The following is a 20,522-nucleotide window of genomic DNA, read 5'->3' as shown; positions in this document are numbered from 1 at the left end:
AATATAATTCTGCAAGAGAATCTTATCGAATGGAACAAAGATTGTACCTTGAAAACTACACATTGATTTGAAGACATCTAATAAACGCGATTATTTCCCTGTCACGCTAGGCAGGAGATAAGAGCAAGCAAAAGAAGGAAAGAATTGACGAAGTTTTTTCCGGAAGTTGCAGACTGACAGTCGAAAGACTGAGAAGGTCAAGCTAATAAGAGCGCAGGGTGGATGCCTTGGCACTAAGAGCCGATGAAAGACGTGATAAGCTGCGATAAGCTGCGGTGAGGAGCAAATATCCTTTGACCCGCAGATTTCTGAATGGGGAAACCTGACGGAGAAGACCTCCGTTACTATTAAGTGAATACATAGCTTAATAGAGGGAACCCGGGGAACTGAAACATCTAAGTACCCGGAGGAAGAGAAAGAAAACTCGATTTCCAAAGTAGTGGCGAGCGAAATGGAAAGAGCCTAAACCAGGGGATTTATCCTCTGGGGTAATGGACCGCAATAAGTGAGATGAAAGGTAGCAGAATGGTTTTGGGAAAGCCAGCCAAAGAGAGTGAAAGCCTCGTATGCGAAACCGGAAGTCAGCGAGCGGGATCCGAAGTACCACGAGACACGAGAAACCTTGTGGGAAGTCGGGGGGACCACCCCCCAAGGCTAAATACTACTTAGTGACCGATAGTGCATAGTACTGTGAAGGAAAGGTGAAAAGAACCCCGGGAGGGGAGTGAAAGAGAACCTGAAACCCTGTGTTTACAAGCTGTGGAACCACCATACGAGTGGAACCGCGTACTTTTTGTAGAACGGTCCGGCGAGTTACATTCATTGGCGAGGTTAAGAACTAAAGGTTCGGAGCCGAAGGGAAACCAAGTCTGAATAGGGCGTGTAATCTTTGATTACGTAGTCAATGTATGTAGACCCGAAACCGGGTGATCTACCCATGTCCAGGTTGAAGCTGCCGTAAAAGGCGGTGGAGGACCGAACACACATCCGTTGAAAAGGGTGGTGATGAGGTGTGGGTAGGGGAGAAATTCCAATCGAACCCGGAGATAGCTGGTTCTCCTCGAAATAGCTTTAGGGCTAGCCTTAATTTAGTCTGATGGAGGTAGAGCACTGAATATCCTAGGGGGCGTCAAAGCTTACCGAAGATTATCAAACTCCGAATGCCATACAGATGATGATTAGGAGTCAGACTACACGAGATAAGTTGGGTAGTCAAAAGGGAAAAAGCCCAGACCACCAGCTAAGGTCCCAAAGTGCGTGTTAAGTGGAAAAGGATGTGGGATTTCGAAAACAACTAGGATGTTGGCTTAGAAGCAGCCACACATTAAAAGAGTGCGTAATAGCTCACTAGTCGAGAGGTCCTGCGCCGAAAATGTCCGGGGCTAAAACACGACACCGAAGCTGTGGATTGCAGTTGAACTGCAGTGGTAGAGGAGCATTCTTAAGACTGATGAAGCGGTACCGTAAGGAGCCGTGGAGGGATAAGAAGAGAGAATGCCGGAATGAGTAGCGAGATGAAAGTGAGAATCTTTCAGGCCGAATATCCAAGGTTTCCAGAGTAAAGCTGATCTGCTCTGGGTAAGTCGGGACCTAAGGCGAGGTCGAAAGACGTAGTCGATGGACAACAGGTTGAAATTCCTGTACCTTATAAAAACAGAACTGTGGGGACGCAGAGACGAAGTCAGAGCCGGGAGAGGAAGACCCGGTACAAGCGAGGTACCAGTGGAGCAGGAAAATCCGTTCCATAATGGGAAGATGTGATGTGGACCGAAATTTAAAGTAGGGAAGCTGATGAAGGCACTGCCAAGAAAAGCCGCTATTGCTTTTTATAAGCCCGTACCGTAAACCGACACAGGTGGATGAGGAGAGAATCCTAAGGCCGACGGGAGAAGCATTGTTAAGGAACTCGGCAAAATAACCCCGTAACTTCGGGAGAAGGGGTGCCTGTAGAAATACAGGCCGCAGAGAATTGGCCCAAGCAACTGTTTAGCAAAAACACAGGTCTATGCAAAACCGTAAGGTGAAGTATATGGGCTGACGCCTGCCCGGTGCTGGAAGGTTAAGGGGAGATGTTAGGAGCAATCCGAAGCGTTGAACTTAAGCCCCAGTAAACGGCGGCCGTAACTATAACGGTCCTAAGGTAGCGAAATTCCTTGTCGGGTAAGTTCCGACCCGCACGAAAGGCGTAATGATTTGGGCACTGTCTCGACAATGCACCCGGTGAAATTGAAGTACCAGTGAAGATGCTGGTTACCTGCGCCAGGACGGAAAGACCCCATGGAGCTTTACTCTAGCTTGATACTGGGATTCGGTATTGCATGCACAGGATAGGTGGGAGGCTATGAAACGGTAACTCCGGTTGCCGTGGAGCCGATGTTGGGATACCACCCTTGCAGTATTGGGTTTCTAACATGCAGCCATTAGCTGGCTGGTGGACAATGTCAGGTGGGGAGTTTGACTGGGGCGGTCGCCTCCGAAAGGGTATCGGAGGCGCTCAAAGGTCCTCTCAGGATGGACGGAAACCATCCGAAGAGTGCAAAGGCATAAGAGGGCTTGACTGCGACACCGACGGGTGGAGCAGGTACGAAAGTAGGACTTAGTGATCCGGTGGTATAAAGTGGGATTGCCATCGCTCAACGGATAAAAGCTACCCTGGGGATAACAGGCTTATCACTCCCAAGAGTTCACATCGACGGAGTGGTTTGGCACCTCGATGTCGGCTCATCGCATCCTGGGGCTGTATTAGGTCCCAAGGGTTGGGCTGTTCGCCCATTAAAGCGGTACGCGAGCTGGGTTCAGAACGTCGTGAGACAGTTCGGTCCCTATCCGGCGCGGGCGTAGGATATTTGAGAGGAGCTGACCTTAGTACGAGAGGACCGGGTTGGACTGACCTCTGGTGTATCGGTTGCACTGCCAAGTGCACGGCCGAGTAGCCAAGTCGGGAAGGGATAAACGCTGAAGGCATCTAAGCGTGAAGCCCCCCTCAAGATGAGATATCCCATAGCGTAAGCTAGTAAGACCCCTGGAAGACTACCAGGTGGATAGGTTAGAGGTGGAAGTGCAGTAATGCATGTAGCTGACTAATACTAATAGGTCGAGGGCTTGACCTAGAAATTAGATGAAATCAAAAAAGTGTGTAGTTTTGAAGATATAAGATAGATAAAAAGAAGCTGGATGACAGCTTCTTTTTTTGTTGTATAAGTTCATTCATGATAGTTTTTGATATCATTTGGTATTAATATCGGAATGTCTAAGTTAGTGAAAGCAGTTAGCATTAATAGAAGTTTGGTTAATTATCAGGGAGCTTGGGTTTTTAAAACTTAAGAGTTTATAGCCTACTGCAGAGGACTCTAAACTCTTAAGGCCACAACTTTAATTGGCAATCTATATTCTCTTCCACATTTAATTATTGAGTCTCTAGGGATTATTGAGTCTCTAGGGATTATTGAGTCTCTAGGGATTATTGAGTATCTAGGATTATTGAGTATCTCGAAGGATAAACTGGTATGATTTCCTGCCTTGAACCTGCCTGTATTTCTCTTTAAATAAAAACAAGTATCCTTAACGCAGTAAATGTTTGAACATATCCACATCCTCCTTGCGGCAGTCTTCATTATAATATCTTGCTTTTTCATAGTAATAGGCCAAAGCTTTAGATCTTTCATCCTTCTCTTTCTCATCAGAGGAGTGATTAGATAGAATATATTGAGATAATTCTACCGGAGTAGATGAGGATGGAGGAAGCTTTTCCCTTTTTGATAGAATAGCCTTGTAGAATAATTTACGGATTTTGTCGTTGTTTGTTTGCTTCCAAAGAGTCATAAAACCTCTTTTCTCTATTGTAGATGATTCCTTTATTCTATTTTCCTTTTTCTCGAAAGGAGATATAAACTCGGCATTGTCTTTAAAAAAGCTCCTCTTTTCTTTGTAGAAAGCCTGATAAAATTTATAAATGGAATAACAGAGAAGTGCTATAGCAGCAACAATAAGAGCAACTATAAGGATATTCGTTATAAGATTCTGAATAAAATTCCATACAGGCGAAGGGTCAGCAGCTTCCGGTAGTTGAAATGGTTGTGATACAGGGGATTCTGTTACTTTTTCAGGTGCTTTTGTTATCTTGTCCGAGTGATTAGGAAATAGCGAAAAGAATGCTCTTAACACCATCAACGCCCCTTGCCTTAGAAAAAGAAGAAACTCTTTTAGAGGAAGTCTGGTAAAGATAAGCATACTGGTTAGAGACATTCCCAGGAAAAAAACAATAATTGTATGGTTTACGGTCTTTATCTGCTTAAGAGGTATATTACTGGTTTCCTGCTGGAGGCTGAAATAGTGCTCAAAATTAATAAGATAACTATTGATTAGAAAGAGCAGTATAAACACAACAGCTAACTTAAAAAGAACAGGGGTTAAACCGTCAAGATGGAGCTGCAGATTGATTATATAGAGTAACAGCAGAACTAATAACAGAGAAGAATTGGTGTTTCTTCGTCTTAGTTCTTCCTCGTTTAATCGTTTTACCAGGTGAAATATCGTAATACAAGCCATATAAAAAACACATAAAATCTTCCCGGGATATGACGGAACCAAAACAAAAAGGGCAGCAAGGAGCAACACATGTAAAAGTAAGAAGCTCCATATATGTTTTAAGAATTGCAGCATAGAATAGGACAGTAAGATACCGGAAAAGGACAGAATTAAGAGTAAAAGGGATGAATCTTTATTATGAGTTAGCAGCATTACAGTAAACATGACGGCATATACTGCTAAAAAACCAAGCATTAAGTTTATAAGGTCAATTGCTATTCGATAGAGTCTATAGTCCATATTTTCCTCTCATTTTAGAGCCAAAGCAGTACAACAATGTAAATAGGAATATTACTGCTTTAGTATTAATGTTTATTTTTATTATTACATAAAAGATTAATTTAAACTATTGTCCCAGACGATAGTTCTGGCTTTTAATTCTTCTCTGACAGTGGCTGTGATATCTTTATTAACAGGGATAATCCAGAAGAATTCTGCTTTGTTATTCTGCATATTGCAAAGGAGTTCCTGAAAATCATCTTTTTGGTAAGTTGAAAGAAAGATAAGATATTCATTCGTTTCTGCCTTGTATTCTCTCTCCAGGTAGGGTACAAAGGGAGGAGAGGGATGTGTTGTGTCCAGAAGGCTTAAGGTTTTATTAATGGAGTCCAGATGACGGATACCGGAACCTGCCTGTATAGCTTCCTTTAGTTCTCCGTTGATATTCCTGCAATTTGTCTGAAAGGAAACAGGGATACCCTGGGCGAGAAAGCTCTCTGTTAAAGTACTGGCGATACGTATGCTTTCTTCTTCCAAGTCTTCCTGCCTTAACGCAGTTTCTCTTTCCATATTCAACAGTAGTTTTACCTGAAAAGAGGAGGTGTAGTTGTAAGAATTAACTTTTAATTCACCAGTCTTAGAAGAGGCTTTCCAGTTAATAGATTTTAAGGCATCATAGGGCTGGTACTCTCTGATACTTCTAAATTCAAAAGGATCTTCGTTGGTAAAGCGTTTTGTAAGAACTGCACCGGATAAAGTTTTAAACACTTGCTGGAAGGCCGGTGTATTCACTGTTTTTGGATAAACATAAAAGGAAATATTCTGAGAAAAGTCCATAACCATTTCGGAAGAGAGAAATAGGTCAGAGCAGACAATATCTGCCCGGTCTACAGTAAAATACCCTCTGTGCCCGCATCGAAAAGGAAGCGACCTTGTAACTTTTTGATACATCATAAGTGAAAGGATATCGTTGCGGTAGTAATTGTCTGTTACAGCAGCATTTTCCATTCCGGGAAACTCCAGATATTTTGAGGTTCGGAATTTAACCTTTAATATAGGAAGAGGCAGTAACTTACGATTCGTAATGGTTTCCTGGAGAAGAAGATTATTTCCTTCAACTGCAGTATTTTTATTGATTTTTAATTCGACAGTAAGGTTTTTGTTCCACCAATGCCGATACAAGAATTTCTGAAGGAAGTATAAAAAATATGCCCCCAGAACAGCAGCAATAAGGCCCATGAATTACCTCCCTGTAAAGTTTTCAGTAGGGACAGGAATTTCCTCTAAAATTCGGGACAGGACTTCTCGTGAGGCTTCAATTTTTTGAAAAGAAGTCTTTAAAACCAGGCGATGTGAAAGTACATAAGGAGCAATATAACGAATATGCTCCGGAATGACATACTGATATCCTTTTATGGCACTATAAGCCTGGACAGCTCTTAGGAAGGAAAGACTTCCTCTGGGGCTTACACCAAGGATGATATCTTCATGATTCCTTGTTTTTTGAACGATGGCGGCCATATATTCCATAAGGGAAGGATGGACAAAGATCTCCTTAATCTCTTCCTGCATCTTAAGCAATTCTTCCTTGCTGCAAACAGACGCAAGGCTCTCAAGGGGAGAGGCTTTGATAAAACGATTCATTAAAAATACTTCTTCTGACAAGGAGGGAAAACCCATGGAGAGTTGCATTAAAAACCTGTCAAGCTGTGCTTCCGGAAGAGGGAAGGTACCGGCTGTTTCAACCGGATTCTGGGTAGCAATAACTAAAAAGGGTTTCTTTAATATATAGGTTTTTCCGTCTATGGTGAGCTGCCTTTCCTCCATACATTCCAAAAGACTGGACTGGGTTCTGGGAGTTGCTCTGTTAATCTCATCGGCTAATAGAATATTAGTAAGAACCGGACCCTCTCGGAACACAAATTCACCTTCTTTTTGATTATAGTAATTAATACCTGTAATGTCAGAGGGAAGGAGATCCGGTGTAAATTGGATGCGTTTAAAATCTGCTTCCAGAGATTTCGCCAAAGACTTGGCAAGTACAGTTTTCCCGGTGCCTGGAACGTCTTCAAGAAGTACATGCCCGTTTGCCAGAAGGGATGTCATTAAAAGATCTATGACCGCTGATTTTCCTACTAAAACTTTTTCTACATTTTCTTTTATCTCATTTACTGTTTGTTGTAAATCCCGCATTTTTTTGCTCCTTTTATGTATTTGAGAAGGGGGAGATTTATATTTTGGTGCTCTCACCAACTCGGCTGAACTTAATACTAATAGTAACATATTGGAATTAAAATTCAATGGTCAAGATTGTTCTTTTGTTTTAAGATTTGTTATGCTATAATGGCGAAAGAGTATTTATGTTGGAAATTGTACATATAAGGACTTTACAGGGCTTATTACCATGTAAATGAAGAGTAGTCCGAGAGGAAGGTAGAAATATGATTTGCAAATCCTGTGGGAGAACGATAGAAAATGCCAACGCAAATTTTTGTGATTATTGCGGCGCATCCTTAAGAGAACAGGGATTTCAGGAGTTTCATACAGCAGAGATTCATCAGAATAATGAAGTGAAAGAAAATGATAAACCGGTATCCTTTGGAAATTGGTTTGGCAGTATGATTCTTCCATTTATACCGATTGTAGGAAGTGTTTTGTATCTTGTTATGCTTTTATACTGGTCATTTTCAGGTAAAGTTCCTGCAAGTAAGAAGAATTGGGCAAGAGCATCATTTATTGTATTAATAATGTCAATTATTCTTGTGGTATTTTATCTGGAATGGTTTATGCAACAAGCTGGAGTTAATGGGGTTGATATCAATAGTTACATACAGCAGCTCTACGGAAAATAATACAGCACAAGGAATGTCTGGCCTTATTTATATGTTTACAGGCTATTTATACAAAGCAGAAAGAACAAATGCCTCTTTGAACATTGAACCAGCGTTTATCATTCTGCTTTGTGTAATTGCCGTCCCAATAAGAAAGACAGAACTTTTGAGGCTCTGATCATTCTATTGTTTTAAAGTAGTCTTCTTAATCATGTTATCCTATTAATATCTGATCAATTCTTCTTAATTCCTCTTCTGAAAAAGCAAGATTCTTAAGTGTCTCTACATTCTCTGTAATCTGTGATGCCTTACTTGCTCCTATGAGTGCGGTGGTAACAGTATCTTTTCGTAATGCCCAAGCAAGAGCCATTTGAGCCATGCTCTGTCCACGTTCTTTTGCCAGAATATCTAATTGCTGTACTTTTCTTACAGTATCCTCTGTAACAGAATCCGGGCGAAGGAAAGGGCTATTAGGATCAGCAGCTCTGGAATCCTCCGGAATTCCGCCTAAATATTTATTAGTCAAAAGACCTTGTGCTAAAGGACAAAAGGCAATACTTCCGACTTTATAGGAATCTAGTACGGGGAAGAGGTCTGTTTCAGCAGCACGGTTAAACATGTTGTAACTAGGCTGATGGATGAGAAGCGGAGTACCAAGCTCCTTTAATATCTTGATGGCTTTTTCTGCCTGCTCGCCCTTATAATTGGAGATTCCGACATAGAGTGCCTTACCGGAGCGTACAATCTGATCAAGAGCTCCCATGGTTTCTTCCAAAGGGGTATCAGGATCTGGTCTATGATGGTAGAATATATCCACATAGTCCACTCCGAGACGCTTTAAACTCTGGTCCAGGCTGGACATCAGGTACTTTTTACTGCCCCAGTCTCCATAAGGGCCGGGCCACATATAGTAGCCTGCTTTTGAGGAGATAATTATTTCATCACGGTAAGGTTTTAATTCCTTTTTTAGAATCATACCGAAGTTTTCTTCTGCGGAACCTGGAACCGGACCATAGTTATTAGCCAGATCAAAGTGCGTAATTCCGTGGTCAAAAGCAGTAGTAACCAGTTTAATCATATTGTCATAATTATTTACGGAACCAAAATTGTGCCATAATCCCAATGAAAGAGCTGGAAGTCTCAGGCCGCTGTTTCCGCAGCGTTTGTATACCATGGTTTCATAACGTTTCTCATTCGCTTGATACATAATCTTAGAACACCTCGATTCAATTTAGTATAGATGGAGTTTTTCAGCTCTTTATTTTTTAGTAAGGGCTAACCTCCTTCAGATTTTTATGCTATAATAAAGCGTCATGCCTTCTATTCATGATATAATGTACAGGCAGGAAAAACAAGGTATTATATTATATACAAGCTGTAATTTATTATGTGTTATGTAGGAAGCAGCAGTAACTTTTTAAACAAAAGCCTATATTAATGAATTTATCTAAAGTAACCAAACAGAAAAGCTTAATTTAGGGGATTCATATTGACAGGAAAAGTATCATGTTTTATATTTAACAGTACAATATACTTTAATAGCGACCAACCTGGTATCGGGAAAGATAAAAATAGAACTTTGATATGAGGTTTGGAATACGGGTGGAAGAAAATTTTGATATGAAAGGATTGCCACATACAGATTCTTTCACTCCTTATTACTTGTGGCAGCATAGCTACCAATATCTACTATTAAGCTATTTTAATTAGGATTTCTTAGACAAGCTTGTAGATATTCTGCTATATGCAATGGAAAAGATGATGAAAAAAGTAAGAACCAGATTTGCACCAAGTCCTACAGGAAGAATGCACGTAGGTAATTTAAGAACTGCTCTCTATGAGTATCTGATAGCAAAGCATGAAGGAGGAGATTTCCTTCTGCGTATTGAAGATACAGATCAGGAACGGTTTGTGGAAGGTGCAACGGAGATTATATATAACACGTTAAAAAAGACCGGACTGGTACATGATGAGGGACCAGATAAAGACGGAGGCTATGGCCCTTATGTTCAGAGTGAGCGGCAAGCAAGCGGAATTTACCTTCAATATGCAAAAGAGCTTATTGAAAAAGGAGAGGCATACTACTGCTTCTGTACCAAAGAACGTTTAGCTACCTTAAAAAGTGTAGTGTCTGAGGAAGAGGAGAAGGAGATTATTAAGTATGATAAGCATTGCCTTCACCTAAGCAAAGAAGAAATCGAAGCCAATCTGGCAGCAGGAATTCCCTATGTTATCCGTCAGAATATTCCTATGGAAGGAACCACAACATTTACGGATGCCATATATGGTGAGATAACTGTAGATAACGCAGAACTTGATGACATGATTCTCATTAAGTCCGATGGCTATCCTACTTACAACTTTGCTAACGTAGTAGACGACCACCTGATGGATATTACACATGTAGTAAGAGGAAATGAGTATTTATCTTCCACGCCGAAATACACCAGACTTTATCATGCTTTTGGCTGGGAGGAGCCAATCTATGTACATTGCCCTCTGATTACCAACGAAGAGCACAAGAAACTTTCAAAAAGAAGCGGTCATTCCTCTTTTGAAGATTTATTAGAGCAGGGCTTTGTGACAGAAGCAATCGTGAACTTTATTGCTCTTCTTGGATGGAGCTCAGGGACGAATGAAGAGCTCTTTACACTGGAAGAATTAATTAAAGAATTTGATTACACTCATATTAATAAGTCTCCGGCAGTCTTTGACATGGCGAAATTAAGATGGATGAACGGTGAATACATTAAAAACATGGATAGTGAAAAGTACTATGAACTTATTCTTCCCCATGTTAAAGAAGTTGTTCACAAGGACTATGATTTAAAGAAAATAGCTGACCTGATTAAGAGCCGCATGGAAACTTTACTGGATGCTAAGGATATGATAGATTTCTTTGAAGAACTTCCGGATTATGATACCGCTATGTATACCCACAAGAAGATGAAGACGGATTCCGAAATCTCTCTGCAGGTTTTGATTGAGCAGCTTCCGCTTTTAGAGGCTCTTGAGGATTACTCTGTAGAGGGCATTGAAAAAGTAATTATGGGATACATTACAGAAAAAGGCATCAAGAATGGTACAGGACTCTGGCCCCTTCGTACGGCAGTATCCGGTAAGCAGTCAACTCCCGGAGGTGCTTATGAGATTATGAACATCATCGGTAAAGAGGAGAGCCTTCGAAGAATTAAGGTTGGTATTGAGAAATTAAGGCAGGGATAAGCCTATGGAAATAAACCAGTCGCAGCTTGCGGCAATCAGACATCACACCGGGCCCATGATGGTGCTTGCAGGGCCCGGTTCCGGAAAAACACTTGTAATTACCAGAAGGGTACAGCACTTGATTGAGGAATACGGTGCTGCCCCTTCTAATGTCCTGGTTATTACCTTTACCAAAGCCGCGGCAGAGGAGATGAAGGAGCGTTTTCATAGATTAACCGGATCGAAGCATCATGGAATATCCTTTGGAACTTTTCATTCGGTGTTCTTTACCATATTGAAATATGCATATGGGTATAATGCATCTAATATTATCAGAGACGATCAGCGTTACGCTTTTATAAAAGAAATTATTCACAAGCTTTCCCTGGAGGTAGAAGATGAGAAGGAATATTCAGAGGAAATCCTATCAGAAATCAGCCTTGTCAAAGGAGAAAGACTTGATTTGGAGCATTATTACTCTATAAATTGTTCCGATGATAATTTTAAGAAGATATACCGTGCTTATGAAAATAAGCTTGCAGATTCTAATCTCATAGACTTCGATGACATGCTGGTGCTGTGCTTCGAGCTCTTAAGCGCAAGACCGGACATTCTTTCTTTGTGGCAGAATAAATTCCAATACATCTTAATCGATGAATTCCAGGATATTAACAAAATTCAATATGATGTTATCAGACTTTTAGCGAAACCTCTTAATAATCTTTTTATTGTAGGTGATGACGATCAAGCCATCTATCGCTTTAGAGGGGCAAGACCTGAAATCATGCTGCACTTTGGAGACGATTATCCGGACAGTAAAAGGATTGAGCTGACCAATAACTATCGTTGTGCAGGAAAAATCGTGCAATGTGCTTCTGCACTGATTAAGAACAATGCCAAACGTTATGGTAAAGAGATAAGATCCGCTGTAGCATTAAGCGGGGAAGTCGCAATCCGCTCCTTTGAGAATTTAAAAGCCCAGAATCTGTCTGTGGTTGGAGAAATCTTAAAGTATAATAAAAGCGGAATTGATTTTTCACAAATAGCCGTATTATTTCGAACCAATATCCAGCCAAGAGCACTAGTGGAAAAAATGATGGAATATAATATCCCCTTTCAAATGAGAGACCGTATTCCAAATCTTTATGAGCATTGGATATCCCAGGATATTATTGCATATATCAGATTGGCAATGGGAGAACGTGAAAGAAGATATTTTCTGCAGATAGCCAACAGGCCGAATCGCTATATAAACAGGGAAGCTTTAAAAGAGTCACAGATAGACTTCCTGAATTTAAGAAAATTCTACGGTGATAAGGACTGGATGTTAGACCGCATTGATAGGCTGGAATATGATTTAAACCTGATTAAAACAATGAATCCCTATGGGGCACTCACTTATATTCGAAAAGGTGTTGGCTATGAAGGATTCATTGAGGAGTATGCCAGAGTCAGAAACTTGAAATCAGAGGAGTTAATAGAGGTGCTGGATGAATTATCGGAAAGTGCCAAAGGATATGATACTTTCACTGCCTGGTTCTTACATATGGATGAGTACAAAGAGGAATTAAAGGTGAAGGCAAAAGAGGCCAGAGAAATGGGCGGGAGCAGAGTAACCTTAGCAACAATGCATAGTTCTAAAGGTTTGGAATATCAGGTTGTTTTCATTGTAGACGCGAACGAAGGAATTACACCTTACCGTAAAGCAATCCTGGAAGCTGATATGGAAGAAGAGCGGAGGCTTTTTTATGTGGCGGTAACCAGAGCAAAAGAGTATCTTCATATATATGCTTCAAAAGAAAGATATGGGAAGGAACTTACCTTATCCAGATTCGTAGGTGAGATGCTCGTAGACCGGGATACCTTAACACCGGGGACGCTTGTAGAGCATAAAACTTATGGAAAGGGTTCCATTAAAACCAATCAGGATGGTAAGATTACTATTTACTTTGAAGAAAAAGCTGTCTATAAAACAATGAATCTGGACTATTGTATTCAAAACAGACTTTTAACATTGTTAGCTAATTGACCAACTTGTCGTCTTACTTGCATCGATTATTATACCGATACTAAGCATTACAGGTGACAGGGCGGCTCTAATTATTGATAAAAAAACATACAAAAACCGCCGGGGAGTGTTCTTTTGAACAGCAGCCCGGCGGTTATTCTGTTTTATAGAGGGGAAGATATATTATTCTTCGTCTTCGCCTTCTTCTTCATCATCACCAAACATTTCGTCAAATTCTTCGCTATCCATTAATTCATCAAAAGCATCGGATACAGCTTCAAATTCTTCGTCATCTTCAATGTTAAGCAATTCGATTTCGTCATTGTCATGCTCTATGAACTGATATAAGAAGATCTCGCCTTCTTCGTCTTCTTCGCTGTCAGCAGGTACGAGTGCGATATAATCTTTCTCGCCTACAGGGAATATGCAAAGAACTTCACATTCTAAGTCACTGCCATCATCCAGTGTTAAAGTTACATTCATATGCTCATGCTCATGGTCATGATCATGTCCGCAGCCGCAATCATGGCCGTGTACGTGTTCGCTCATTTAAAATACCTCTCTTTCAGTATGCCTGTTATGCTTGTAGGCATAAATATTTATACTGGGATTTTAAGAAAAATCTTTCTCAATTTGTTCCCTTTGTATCACAATTTGACTTTACCAGATTAAGCATTAAAATGCAAGGTAAACTTAAGGTAAATACTGAGATATTTTTCTTAAAACATATTGACAAGAAACAAAAATTGAATAAAATAGACAATAGATTTGACTCGGAATTTTTTGCTTAGGGAGAGGAGAACTTACGTGTCTACAATCAATGCGAAGGACGGCAGCAGGCCGACAGATAACCGTGGATTGAACAGGTATAATCACAGCACATCAGACACATACAGCAAATCAGATAACAAAAGAAGCAATGATTCGAAAACCACAGGATACCAGAGTAGGAGTAATAGTGATAATAGAAATAATACCTACTCTAAGAATGTAAGCCAGGGCAAGAGTAAAGATAATAAGCCAGTCAGTTATGGCGGTAAAGACAGCAACAGAACCAATGGCGCCAAAGCTTTTACGGACGGAACCAGAGAGAATAAGTATAAGAGCTCATATGGAAGTTCTGGCAGGGATAATTATGGCGGTGGATACGGTTTTCGTAAAGAGGATGATTACGAGAGTGACAAAAACTATGGTAAAGGCAAAGCCACAGGTCAGCGCAATGATTTAAAGGCAAGAAACAGCCAGAGCAAAGAGAAAGAGCCTCAGACGGATAAGATGGAAACGATTAAACGTCTGGAAAAGGAAAAAAAGGTTCTGAAACGTAAGAGTCAGGTACTGGAAAAGGATAATATAAAGCAGACAAGACCTCAGAACAGGAAGAGAATGGGCAATAAGGATTGGACAAAGGGCTATGAAAAAGGTATGTATGGTGATGATGATGAGGAAGACTATACAGACTATTACTAGCCTTAGAATACAGATACTATAAGGCAAAAGCATCTTTGGCGGATAACAAAAAGGATGCTTTTCATTTTTGTCAGCCACCTGAATCATAATATATTGTGTGAGATAAAGAATTGGTGAGAAGAGGAATAAATGGGAGATACGGCAGAAGTAGTAAAAATATCAGTTAGGAACCTTGTTGAATTCATCTTTCGCTCAGGAGATCTGGATAACAGGCATGGGGGAAGGAAAGAAGCAGAGGCTATGCAGGAGGGCAGCCGGATTCACCGGAAAATTCAGAAGCAGATGGGGACTAGTTATACTGCAGAGGTACCGCTTAGTATAAGCCTTCCGATCAGTGCAGGGGATATTGAATTCCTTTTTGTTGTGGAAGGACGAGCTGATGGCATTATAAAAGAAGAGATAGTAACCATTGATGAGATCAAGGGTATGTATATGGATCTTGAATATCTTACAGAGCCTGTGCCGGTGCATAAGGCGCAGGCTATGTGCTATGCTTATATTTATGCGCTGCAGAATGAACTTGATACTATCGGAATACGTATGACCTACTGTAATCTTGACACAGAAGACAAGAAGTACTTTGAGGAAACTCTGGAGTTCAAAACATTAAGTATATGGTTTGATAATTTAATAAAAGAATATGCTAAGTGGGCTGTATGGCAGATTAGGTGGAGCAGAACACGTAACACCAGTATCAAGGAAATCGAATTTCCCTTTAACTACAGGGAAGGGCAAAAGAAGCTGGTTTCGGATGTCTATGTAACCATTCTTCGTAATAAAAGGCTCTTTATAGAAGCTCCTACCGGAGTTGGAAAAACGATTTCAACGGTTTTCCCGGCCATAAAGGCTATGGGAGAAGGACTGACCGGGAAGCTTTTTTATCTGACCGCTAAGACTATTACAAGAACGGTGGCAGAGGAGACCAAGCAGCTGTTAACGGAGAAAGGACTCCTTCTAAAAGCAGTAACTATTACAGCAAAAGATAAAATATGTATTTTAGATAAGGCTGACTGTAATCCCGATAGCTGTCCCCGGGCGAGGGGGCATTTTGACAGAGTAAATGAGGCTGTTTATGACTTACTGGTTTCAGAAGATGATATTTCCAGAGAAAAGCTTCTTGATTTTGCAGAAAAACACAATGTCTGTCCTTTCGAAATGTGTCTGGATACAGCGACCTGGGCAGATTTGATAATTTGTGATTATAACTATGTATTTGACCCCAATGTCTATTTAAAACGCTTCTTCCAGAATGAAAAGAAGAATGATTATGTCTTCTTAATAGACGAAGCTCATAACCTGGTAGATCGAGCAAGGGAGATGTACAGCGCAGTACTGTTTAAAGAAGAAATCCTTCAGGTCAAACGACTGGTAAAAGGGAAAGACAAGGCTTTCGAGAAAGCGTTGGATACAATCAACAATGATTTGTTAAAATTAAAGAGGGAATGCGATGAGACGAAGGAACAGGAAAACGTCTCTGACCTGGTACTTCATCTGATGCACCTTATGACCAAGTATGAGGATTTTCTGACGGATCACAAGGATTTTGACGGAAAAGAGGAAGTGCTTACAACCTACATGAATATAAGGCATTTCCTTGGAATATATGATGTTTACAATGATAAATATATTACTTATACGGATTATACGGATAGGGGGGAGTTCTTTATCAAACTGTTATGCATGGACCCCTCAGATAACTTAAAAGGCCGTCTGGATAAAGGAAGAAGTGCGGTGTTTTTCTCTGCGACGCTGTTACCCATACAGTATTATAAAGAACAGCTTGGAGGAAGAGAAGATGATTATGCGGTATATGCGCCTTCACCCTTTGAGAAAGAGAACCGTTTTATTGCTGTGGGCAGAGATGTCAGTACCAAGTACTCAAAAAGAAATGAGAAAGAATACAGGAAAATCATTGAGTATATAAAGACTTTTACGGAATGCAAACAGGGTAATTATATGGTGTTTTTTCCTTCTTATCAGATGTTAAATAAAATTGAGGAGCTTTCCAGAGGAATACTTGCTAATGTAGTGGTTCAGGGCAATTCTATGACAGAAGAAGAAAAAGAGAACTTTTTAAATGATTTTACCATTAATCCCGATAGTACAAGAATCGCCTTTTGTGTTATGGGAGGGGTGTTTGGTGAAGGAATTGATCTAAAACATGACCGTTTGATCGGAGCGGTTATTGTTGGAGCAGGACTTCCCATGGTAAACGGGGAAAAAGAATTATATCGAAAATATTATCAGGAAACAAAGAGCAGCGGTTTTGAATATGCCTACCTGTATCAGGGAATGAATAAGGTGCTTCAGTCTGCCGGAAGAGTAATCAGAACCACACAGGATAAGGGGGCAATTCTCCTTTTGGAAGAGCGATTTTTAGATAGTCGATATCAGGAGCTCTTTCCAAGGGAATGGTTCCCCTATCAGGTGGTCGATAAGAATGAATTAAAAGGATTGATAAAAGAATTCTGGTTAAGCCATGAATCACATTAAAAATGAAGAGAGCTTCGGTTTGAGTAAAAGCGGCGGGAGGTGGCAAGAAACTCCATACCCTTTCTATTCCGGTAAATGCGGTTAAGAAGATGATACAATAACCCGCCCAAAAAGCCACCCAACAGACCATAGAAAACATCTTCAATGTCGCTGCTGCCAATAGCTAATAATCCCTGTAATACTTCAAGCAAGATAGGAAATAGCAGAAGTAAAAGGAAACGAATCAGGCGTGACTGCCTTTTAGCCAGTAATATACAAAAGAATCCATAAGGAAGATATATCAGCGCCCTGTCTCCCAGAAAGGCAAATATGTGGGACAGGGTTATATTTTTGTCTATAAGGTCTGTTATCAGACTTGCTAAGGTTAAAAAGGGAACAAAATTAATGGAAAAGGATTCTGCATGGAAGCGGCTGTCCGTATTGGCAAGAAAGAGCCAATATGTAAGAAAAACAGCATAAACCAGCAGAAATAGAATGGAACTGTTCCTAAAATAATTTTTGAAACCCGTTAAACGCCCGCCTTCGTCCCAAAGATTTCTGAGAATACTGTATAATATGCAGCATGCCCAATGGATGAAAGGAAACAAAAGGAGCACTAAGGAGAAGGAAATAAAGTCAGAATCATTTCCGATGTACAGCAGAAAGAGTATGATTCCCCACATCAGTAGATGTAAGAGCTGATAAGTAAAACAAGATTCAAAGTGCTGGCTGATGACCAGAGTCAAATGGGAGAAAAGAAGTGCCAAAAAAGCAGTAATCAAAAAAGTAAAAATAGAAACAGTTAGAAAATAATATGCACCAAGCTCAAGAACAAGGGTTAAAATACTGAACAGGATAGTGGCTGTTGTGGTATAGGATGTACTTTTTGGCATAACTGATACCTTCTTTCTGCATTTGTATGTATTACTTTATTATTATTGTAACAATTGAATCTTATTAGGAAGGCATGTAACTGTAACTTCATTATATCGTCCGGGGCATTCTCCGTCTAAGTGAATAGCGTGAGGGGTTGTAAGTTTTACTCTTAATTCCTCGCAGTCAAAAGTCTCTACACCATTAAATCCCGTATGTTTACCAAATAACAGGAAAGGCAGCAAAGTCAGAATCCGAAGTTTAGAAAGTCCATGGACAAAACAAATTGAAAGCTTTCCGTCATTAGGGTCTGCACTCGGTGACATTTTCATACCACCGCCTTCGTATTTTTGTATCATGGAAGTGATTAAGAGAAGTTTTTTATAGTGTTTAAATTCACTGCCATCAGCTGATATCATCCCTTCCATAAAGGGTCTTGCAAAAAGCTGCATAATTGCAATGATGATATAAGTCAGTTTGCCTAATCTAAGATGATTTAGAAAAGTTTTTAGAGGGGATCGTAAAGCCTCCACACATACATAAGCATCATACCCAAGGCCGCTGCTTACTAAAAACCTGTTCTGCAGTTTCCCATCCTGAGTAGAAGCCAACCCAATGTCCATTAAATGAAGGGAACTGCTGTTTAGTATACGCGTAAGATTTGCAATTGGATTCTTAGAAAGACCGAGGCTTCTTCCCAAATCATTACTGGAGCCTGCGGGGATATAACCTATATGAGCTCTTTCCATATCAGGAATACCGTTAATTATCTCATTGAGTGTTCCGTCACCGCCTACGATGACTACCTTTAGTATACCGGCATGTTGTGTAAACAAGTGTTCAGCCAGTTCCTTTCCATGTCCGGGATGTGTGGTCAGATAACTTTCGTAAGGAACAGAGAGTCTATCTAACTCCGCCTTAATCTGATGCCAGGTGTGCAGTCCTTTGCCGGTGCAGGAATGCGGATTTATTATAAAATGATACATGTATTCCCCTATTCCAGCGCGTTTCGCGCAGATGGATTTTCTTTTTTCACAAAGCAGTTTTTAATTGTGAAACCTATGTAAATTCTATCGAAAATTAGGTGTAAAGTCAACAGTGAACATATTACAGATGCCATGCAAAACATATGACAAATGTAACTTGTGAAAACACCTTTGTTTTTGTATCATAAGAGTATCAAAGCAAGGAGGTAATTCATTATGAAATTAACAGCATCTAATCTAATATGGGGGATTATTTTTATTATACTTGGCGTCGGGTTCGGCGGAGACGCAATGAACTTGTGGGATTTTAATCTTTTCTTCACCGGTTGGTGGACATTATTAATCATTATACCAAGTGTTGTGAGTATCTTTCAGAACGGCCCCAGAACAGGCAATCTTATATGGCTTTTGGTAGGGGTAATGCTCTTTTTAGGCCAGTTGAATATTCTGGATTTTCATGTAGTTGGTAAATTAATTGTTCCTTTAGTTTTTGTTTTAATCGGAGTTAGTATCATCTTTCGCAATTCTTTCCAGGGAAGAAGAGATGAATTTAAGAATGTGAAGTTCCAAGGCGGCATGAACCAGCACTCAGCTATCTTTGCCGGAAACGAATATCATATACGTGGTGAAAGATTTATGGGAACGAATATGAACGCAATCTTTGGCGGAGTAGAGTTGGACTTAAGAGAAGCTATTATTGAAGAAGATATTGTTATCAATGCAACTGTTGCCTTTGGCGGAATCGACATTTCAGTGCCCGGCAATGTTAATGTTAAAGTGTCCAATATACCCATCTTTGGCGGAGTAAGCAATAAAGCCGGTAAAACCTTTGATGAATCACAGCCGACGGTTTATGTGAACTCCACCTGTATGTTTGGAGGGATTGATATAAAATGAGTGAATTTCAAAAAATAGTAAAGTATGCAGCTATGGCATTTGCAATATTTCTGGCAGTCGTTATCATAACAGCTATCATAACAGGAATAACCACAGGTATCATGACGGTTACAAACATAACATCCAAGGTATCAGAGAGGGATAGTAAGACCGAGAATTCTTCAGGAGGAGATATTATGGATTTTGATAAGGAATTCGAAGGAGTTGCAAATCTTAATATCAAGAATGGAATCGGAGAACTTTCTATCGTTAAGGGTGACAGTGATAAGGTAAGGGTAACAGCTACAGATGTTTCAAAAGACTTTAGGACCGTTGTCTCAGGAAATGAACTTAAGATTACTACGAAATCAGATTTCTGGAACATCTTCAATTGGGGCATAAAAGTACACACAAAGCCGAATATAACCGTTTATCTTCCGGACGGCTTTGAAGCCAGAGATACTGTTATTGATGCCGGTGCCGGCAATATAAGAATTGAAGATCTGAACTCCGAGAAGCTTGATATTAATGCCGGAGTTGGGAATATTAAAGGAAATAGCATAAAGACCGAAGAGCTTGAGATTGATGGCGGAGTTGGTGAGATCACTCTGGATGATGTAATGTCAGAGGAAACGGATATTGATGCGGGAGTTGGCTCTATTGATATTCAAGGTACACTAAACGGAAGAAATACAGTCAATGCAGGTGTTGGTGACATCAAATTGAAGTTAAATGGTTCAACGGATGATTATAATATCAAAGTCAATCCTGGTGTTGGCAATATCTATATTGATGGAAATAAATACGGAAAGATGTCCTGGAATAATGTAACAGCAGAAAATTCAATTGACATCGACGGTGGTGTTGGCAGTATCTCTGTTGATTTCCAGAATTAATATTCCTGCAGAAGGATATAAGGTATTTTTTACTGAATAATTTAGAATTGAATATGATAAATATTAAATGCATAAAAAGCTGGTTAATTACCGGCTTTTTATG

General features: G+C 40.1%; 14 protein-coding genes and 1 rRNA gene. 8 read left to right on the top strand and 7 right to left on the bottom strand.

Annotation, left to right across the window (positions count from 1 at the left end; all coding sequences use genetic code 11):
* The first annotated feature begins 195 nt into the window (after positions 1–195).
* Positions 196–3,110: ribosomal RNA gene (locus bsdcttw_RS20825) — 23S ribosomal RNA — on the top strand.
* A gap of 451 nt (positions 3,111–3,561) precedes the next feature.
* Here bsdcttw_RS20825 and bsdcttw_RS20820 read toward each other — a convergent pair.
* The 3 genes from bsdcttw_RS20820 to bsdcttw_RS20810 form a co-directional block, all read right to left on the bottom strand.
* Entirely contained in the window at positions 3,562–4,827 is a 1,266-nt protein-coding gene (locus tag bsdcttw_RS20820) for a hypothetical protein (RefSeq protein WP_185256713.1), read from the bottom strand.
* 96 nt (positions 4,828–4,923) lie between these two features.
* The gene (locus bsdcttw_RS20815) at positions 4,924–6,045 is read right to left on the bottom strand and encodes a DUF58 domain-containing protein (protein WP_185256712.1); all 1,122 of its coding nucleotides are present in this window, start codon (positions 6,043–6,045) and stop codon (positions 4,924–4,926) included.
* Positions 6,046–6,048: 3 nt separating this feature from the next.
* Complete coding sequence (locus tag bsdcttw_RS20810) at positions 6,049–6,999, bottom strand: AAA family ATPase (RefSeq protein WP_185256711.1); 951 nt, start codon at positions 6,997–6,999, stop codon at positions 6,049–6,051.
* A 248-nt stretch (positions 7,000–7,247) separates the two neighbouring features.
* On the opposite strand from bsdcttw_RS20810, the gene bsdcttw_RS20805 reads away from it, so the two are divergent.
* Positions 7,248–7,658: a zinc ribbon domain-containing protein gene (locus bsdcttw_RS20805; protein ID WP_185256710.1), complete on the top strand. Its 411-nt coding sequence runs from the start codon at positions 7,248–7,250 to the stop codon at positions 7,656–7,658.
* A 193-nt stretch (positions 7,659–7,851) separates the two neighbouring features.
* Here the strand turns inward: bsdcttw_RS20805 and mgrA are convergent, their stop codons facing one another.
* A complete protein-coding gene (mgrA, locus tag bsdcttw_RS20800; RefSeq protein ID WP_330602297.1) occupies positions 7,852–8,844 on the bottom strand; it encodes an L-glyceraldehyde 3-phosphate reductase in 993 nt (330 codons plus the stop codon).
* A 554-nt stretch (positions 8,845–9,398) separates the two neighbouring features.
* On the opposite strand from mgrA, the gene gltX reads away from it, so the two are divergent.
* Both gltX and bsdcttw_RS20790 read left to right on the top strand, forming a co-directional pair.
* Entirely contained in the window at positions 9,399–10,862 is a 1,464-nt protein-coding gene (gene gltX, locus bsdcttw_RS20795; protein ID WP_185256709.1) for a glutamate--tRNA ligase, read from the top strand.
* Positions 10,863–10,866: 4 nt separating this feature from the next.
* Positions 10,867–12,870, top strand: a complete 2,004-nt coding sequence (locus bsdcttw_RS20790) for an ATP-dependent helicase (protein WP_185256708.1) — start codon at positions 10,867–10,869, stop codon at positions 12,868–12,870.
* A 162-nt stretch (positions 12,871–13,032) separates the two neighbouring features.
* Here bsdcttw_RS20790 and bsdcttw_RS20785 read toward each other — a convergent pair whose 3' ends face one another.
* Positions 13,033–13,398 (bottom strand): DUF1292 domain-containing protein, encoded by a 366-nt coding sequence (locus bsdcttw_RS20785; protein WP_185256707.1) that lies wholly within the window; start codon positions 13,396–13,398, stop codon positions 13,033–13,035.
* Between the two features lie 258 nt (positions 13,399–13,656).
* On the opposite strand from bsdcttw_RS20785, the gene bsdcttw_RS20780 reads away from it, so the two are divergent.
* Together bsdcttw_RS20780 and bsdcttw_RS20775 are read left to right on the top strand one after the other, a co-directional pair.
* The gene (locus bsdcttw_RS20780) at positions 13,657–14,316 is read left to right on the top strand and encodes a hypothetical protein (protein WP_185256706.1); all 660 of its coding nucleotides are present in this window, start codon (positions 13,657–13,659) and stop codon (positions 14,314–14,316) included.
* Positions 14,317–14,445: 129 nt separating this feature from the next.
* Positions 14,446–16,809, top strand: a complete 2,364-nt coding sequence (locus tag bsdcttw_RS20775; RefSeq protein WP_185256705.1) for an ATP-dependent DNA helicase — start codon at positions 14,446–14,448, stop codon at positions 16,807–16,809.
* Here the strand turns inward: bsdcttw_RS20775 and bsdcttw_RS20770 are convergent.
* Entirely contained in the window at positions 16,806–17,681 is an 876-nt protein-coding gene (locus tag bsdcttw_RS20770; RefSeq protein ID WP_185256704.1) for a VanZ family protein, read from the bottom strand. The two genes, bsdcttw_RS20775 and bsdcttw_RS20770, sit on opposite strands and share 4 nt — an antisense overlap.
* A gap of 42 nt (positions 17,682–17,723) precedes the next feature.
* Entirely contained in the window at positions 17,724–18,647 is a 924-nt protein-coding gene (locus tag bsdcttw_RS20765; protein ID WP_185256703.1) for a diacylglycerol/lipid kinase family protein, read from the bottom strand.
* 216 nt (positions 18,648–18,863) lie between these two features.
* Between bsdcttw_RS20765 and bsdcttw_RS20760 the strand changes: the two genes are divergently transcribed.
* Entirely contained in the window at positions 18,864–19,544 is a 681-nt protein-coding gene (locus bsdcttw_RS20760; RefSeq protein WP_185256702.1) for a LiaF transmembrane domain-containing protein, read from the top strand.
* Positions 19,541–20,419, top strand: a complete 879-nt coding sequence (locus tag bsdcttw_RS20755; protein WP_185256701.1) for a DUF4097 family beta strand repeat-containing protein — start codon at positions 19,541–19,543, stop codon at positions 20,417–20,419. The genes bsdcttw_RS20760 and bsdcttw_RS20755 overlap by 4 nt, the downstream gene beginning before the upstream one ends.
* Positions 20,420–20,522 lie beyond the last annotated feature (103 nt).

The organism is Anaerocolumna chitinilytica (assembly GCF_014218355.1).
GTDB classification, from domain to species: Bacteria; Bacillota; Clostridia; order Lachnospirales; family Lachnospiraceae; genus Anaerocolumna; species Anaerocolumna chitinilytica.
Note: the sequence above shows the minus strand (reverse complement) of the source record. Positions and strands in the feature narration are given on the sequence as shown.

Excerpts from the sequence above, each read along its gene's own strand:
- bsdcttw_RS20820 (WP_185256713.1), bottom strand. The coding sequence starts at position 4,827 with ATGGACTATAGACTCTATCGAATAGCAATTGACCTTATAAACTTAATG.
- bsdcttw_RS20815 (WP_185256712.1), bottom strand. The coding sequence starts at position 6,045 with ATGGGCCTTATTGCTGCTGTTCTGGGGGCATATTTTTTATACTTCCTT.
- bsdcttw_RS20810 (WP_185256711.1), bottom strand. The coding sequence starts at position 6,999 with ATGCGGGATTTACAACAAACAGTAAATGAGATAAAAGAAAATGTAGAA.
- bsdcttw_RS20805 (WP_185256710.1), top strand. The coding sequence starts at position 7,248 with ATGATTTGCAAATCCTGTGGGAGAACGATAGAAAATGCCAACGCAAAT.
- mgrA (WP_330602297.1), bottom strand. The coding sequence starts at position 8,844 with ATGTATCAAGCGAATGAGAAACGTTATGAAACCATGGTATACAAACGC.
- gltX (WP_185256709.1), top strand. The coding sequence starts at position 9,399 with ATGAAAAAAGTAAGAACCAGATTTGCACCAAGTCCTACAGGAAGAATG.
- bsdcttw_RS20790 (WP_185256708.1), top strand. The coding sequence starts at position 10,867 with ATGGAAATAAACCAGTCGCAGCTTGCGGCAATCAGACATCACACCGGG.
- bsdcttw_RS20785 (WP_185256707.1), bottom strand. The coding sequence starts at position 13,398 with ATGAGCGAACACGTACACGGCCATGATTGCGGCTGCGGACATGATCAT.
- bsdcttw_RS20775 (WP_185256705.1), top strand. The coding sequence starts at position 14,446 with ATGGGAGATACGGCAGAAGTAGTAAAAATATCAGTTAGGAACCTTGTT.
- bsdcttw_RS20770 (WP_185256704.1), bottom strand. The coding sequence starts at position 17,681 with ATGCCAAAAAGTACATCCTATACCACAACAGCCACTATCCTGTTCAGT.
- bsdcttw_RS20765 (WP_185256703.1), bottom strand. The coding sequence starts at position 18,647 with ATGTATCATTTTATAATAAATCCGCATTCCTGCACCGGCAAAGGACTG.
- bsdcttw_RS20760 (WP_185256702.1), top strand. The coding sequence starts at position 18,864 with ATGAAATTAACAGCATCTAATCTAATATGGGGGATTATTTTTATTATA.
- bsdcttw_RS20755 (WP_185256701.1), top strand. The coding sequence starts at position 19,541 with ATGAGTGAATTTCAAAAAATAGTAAAGTATGCAGCTATGGCATTTGCA.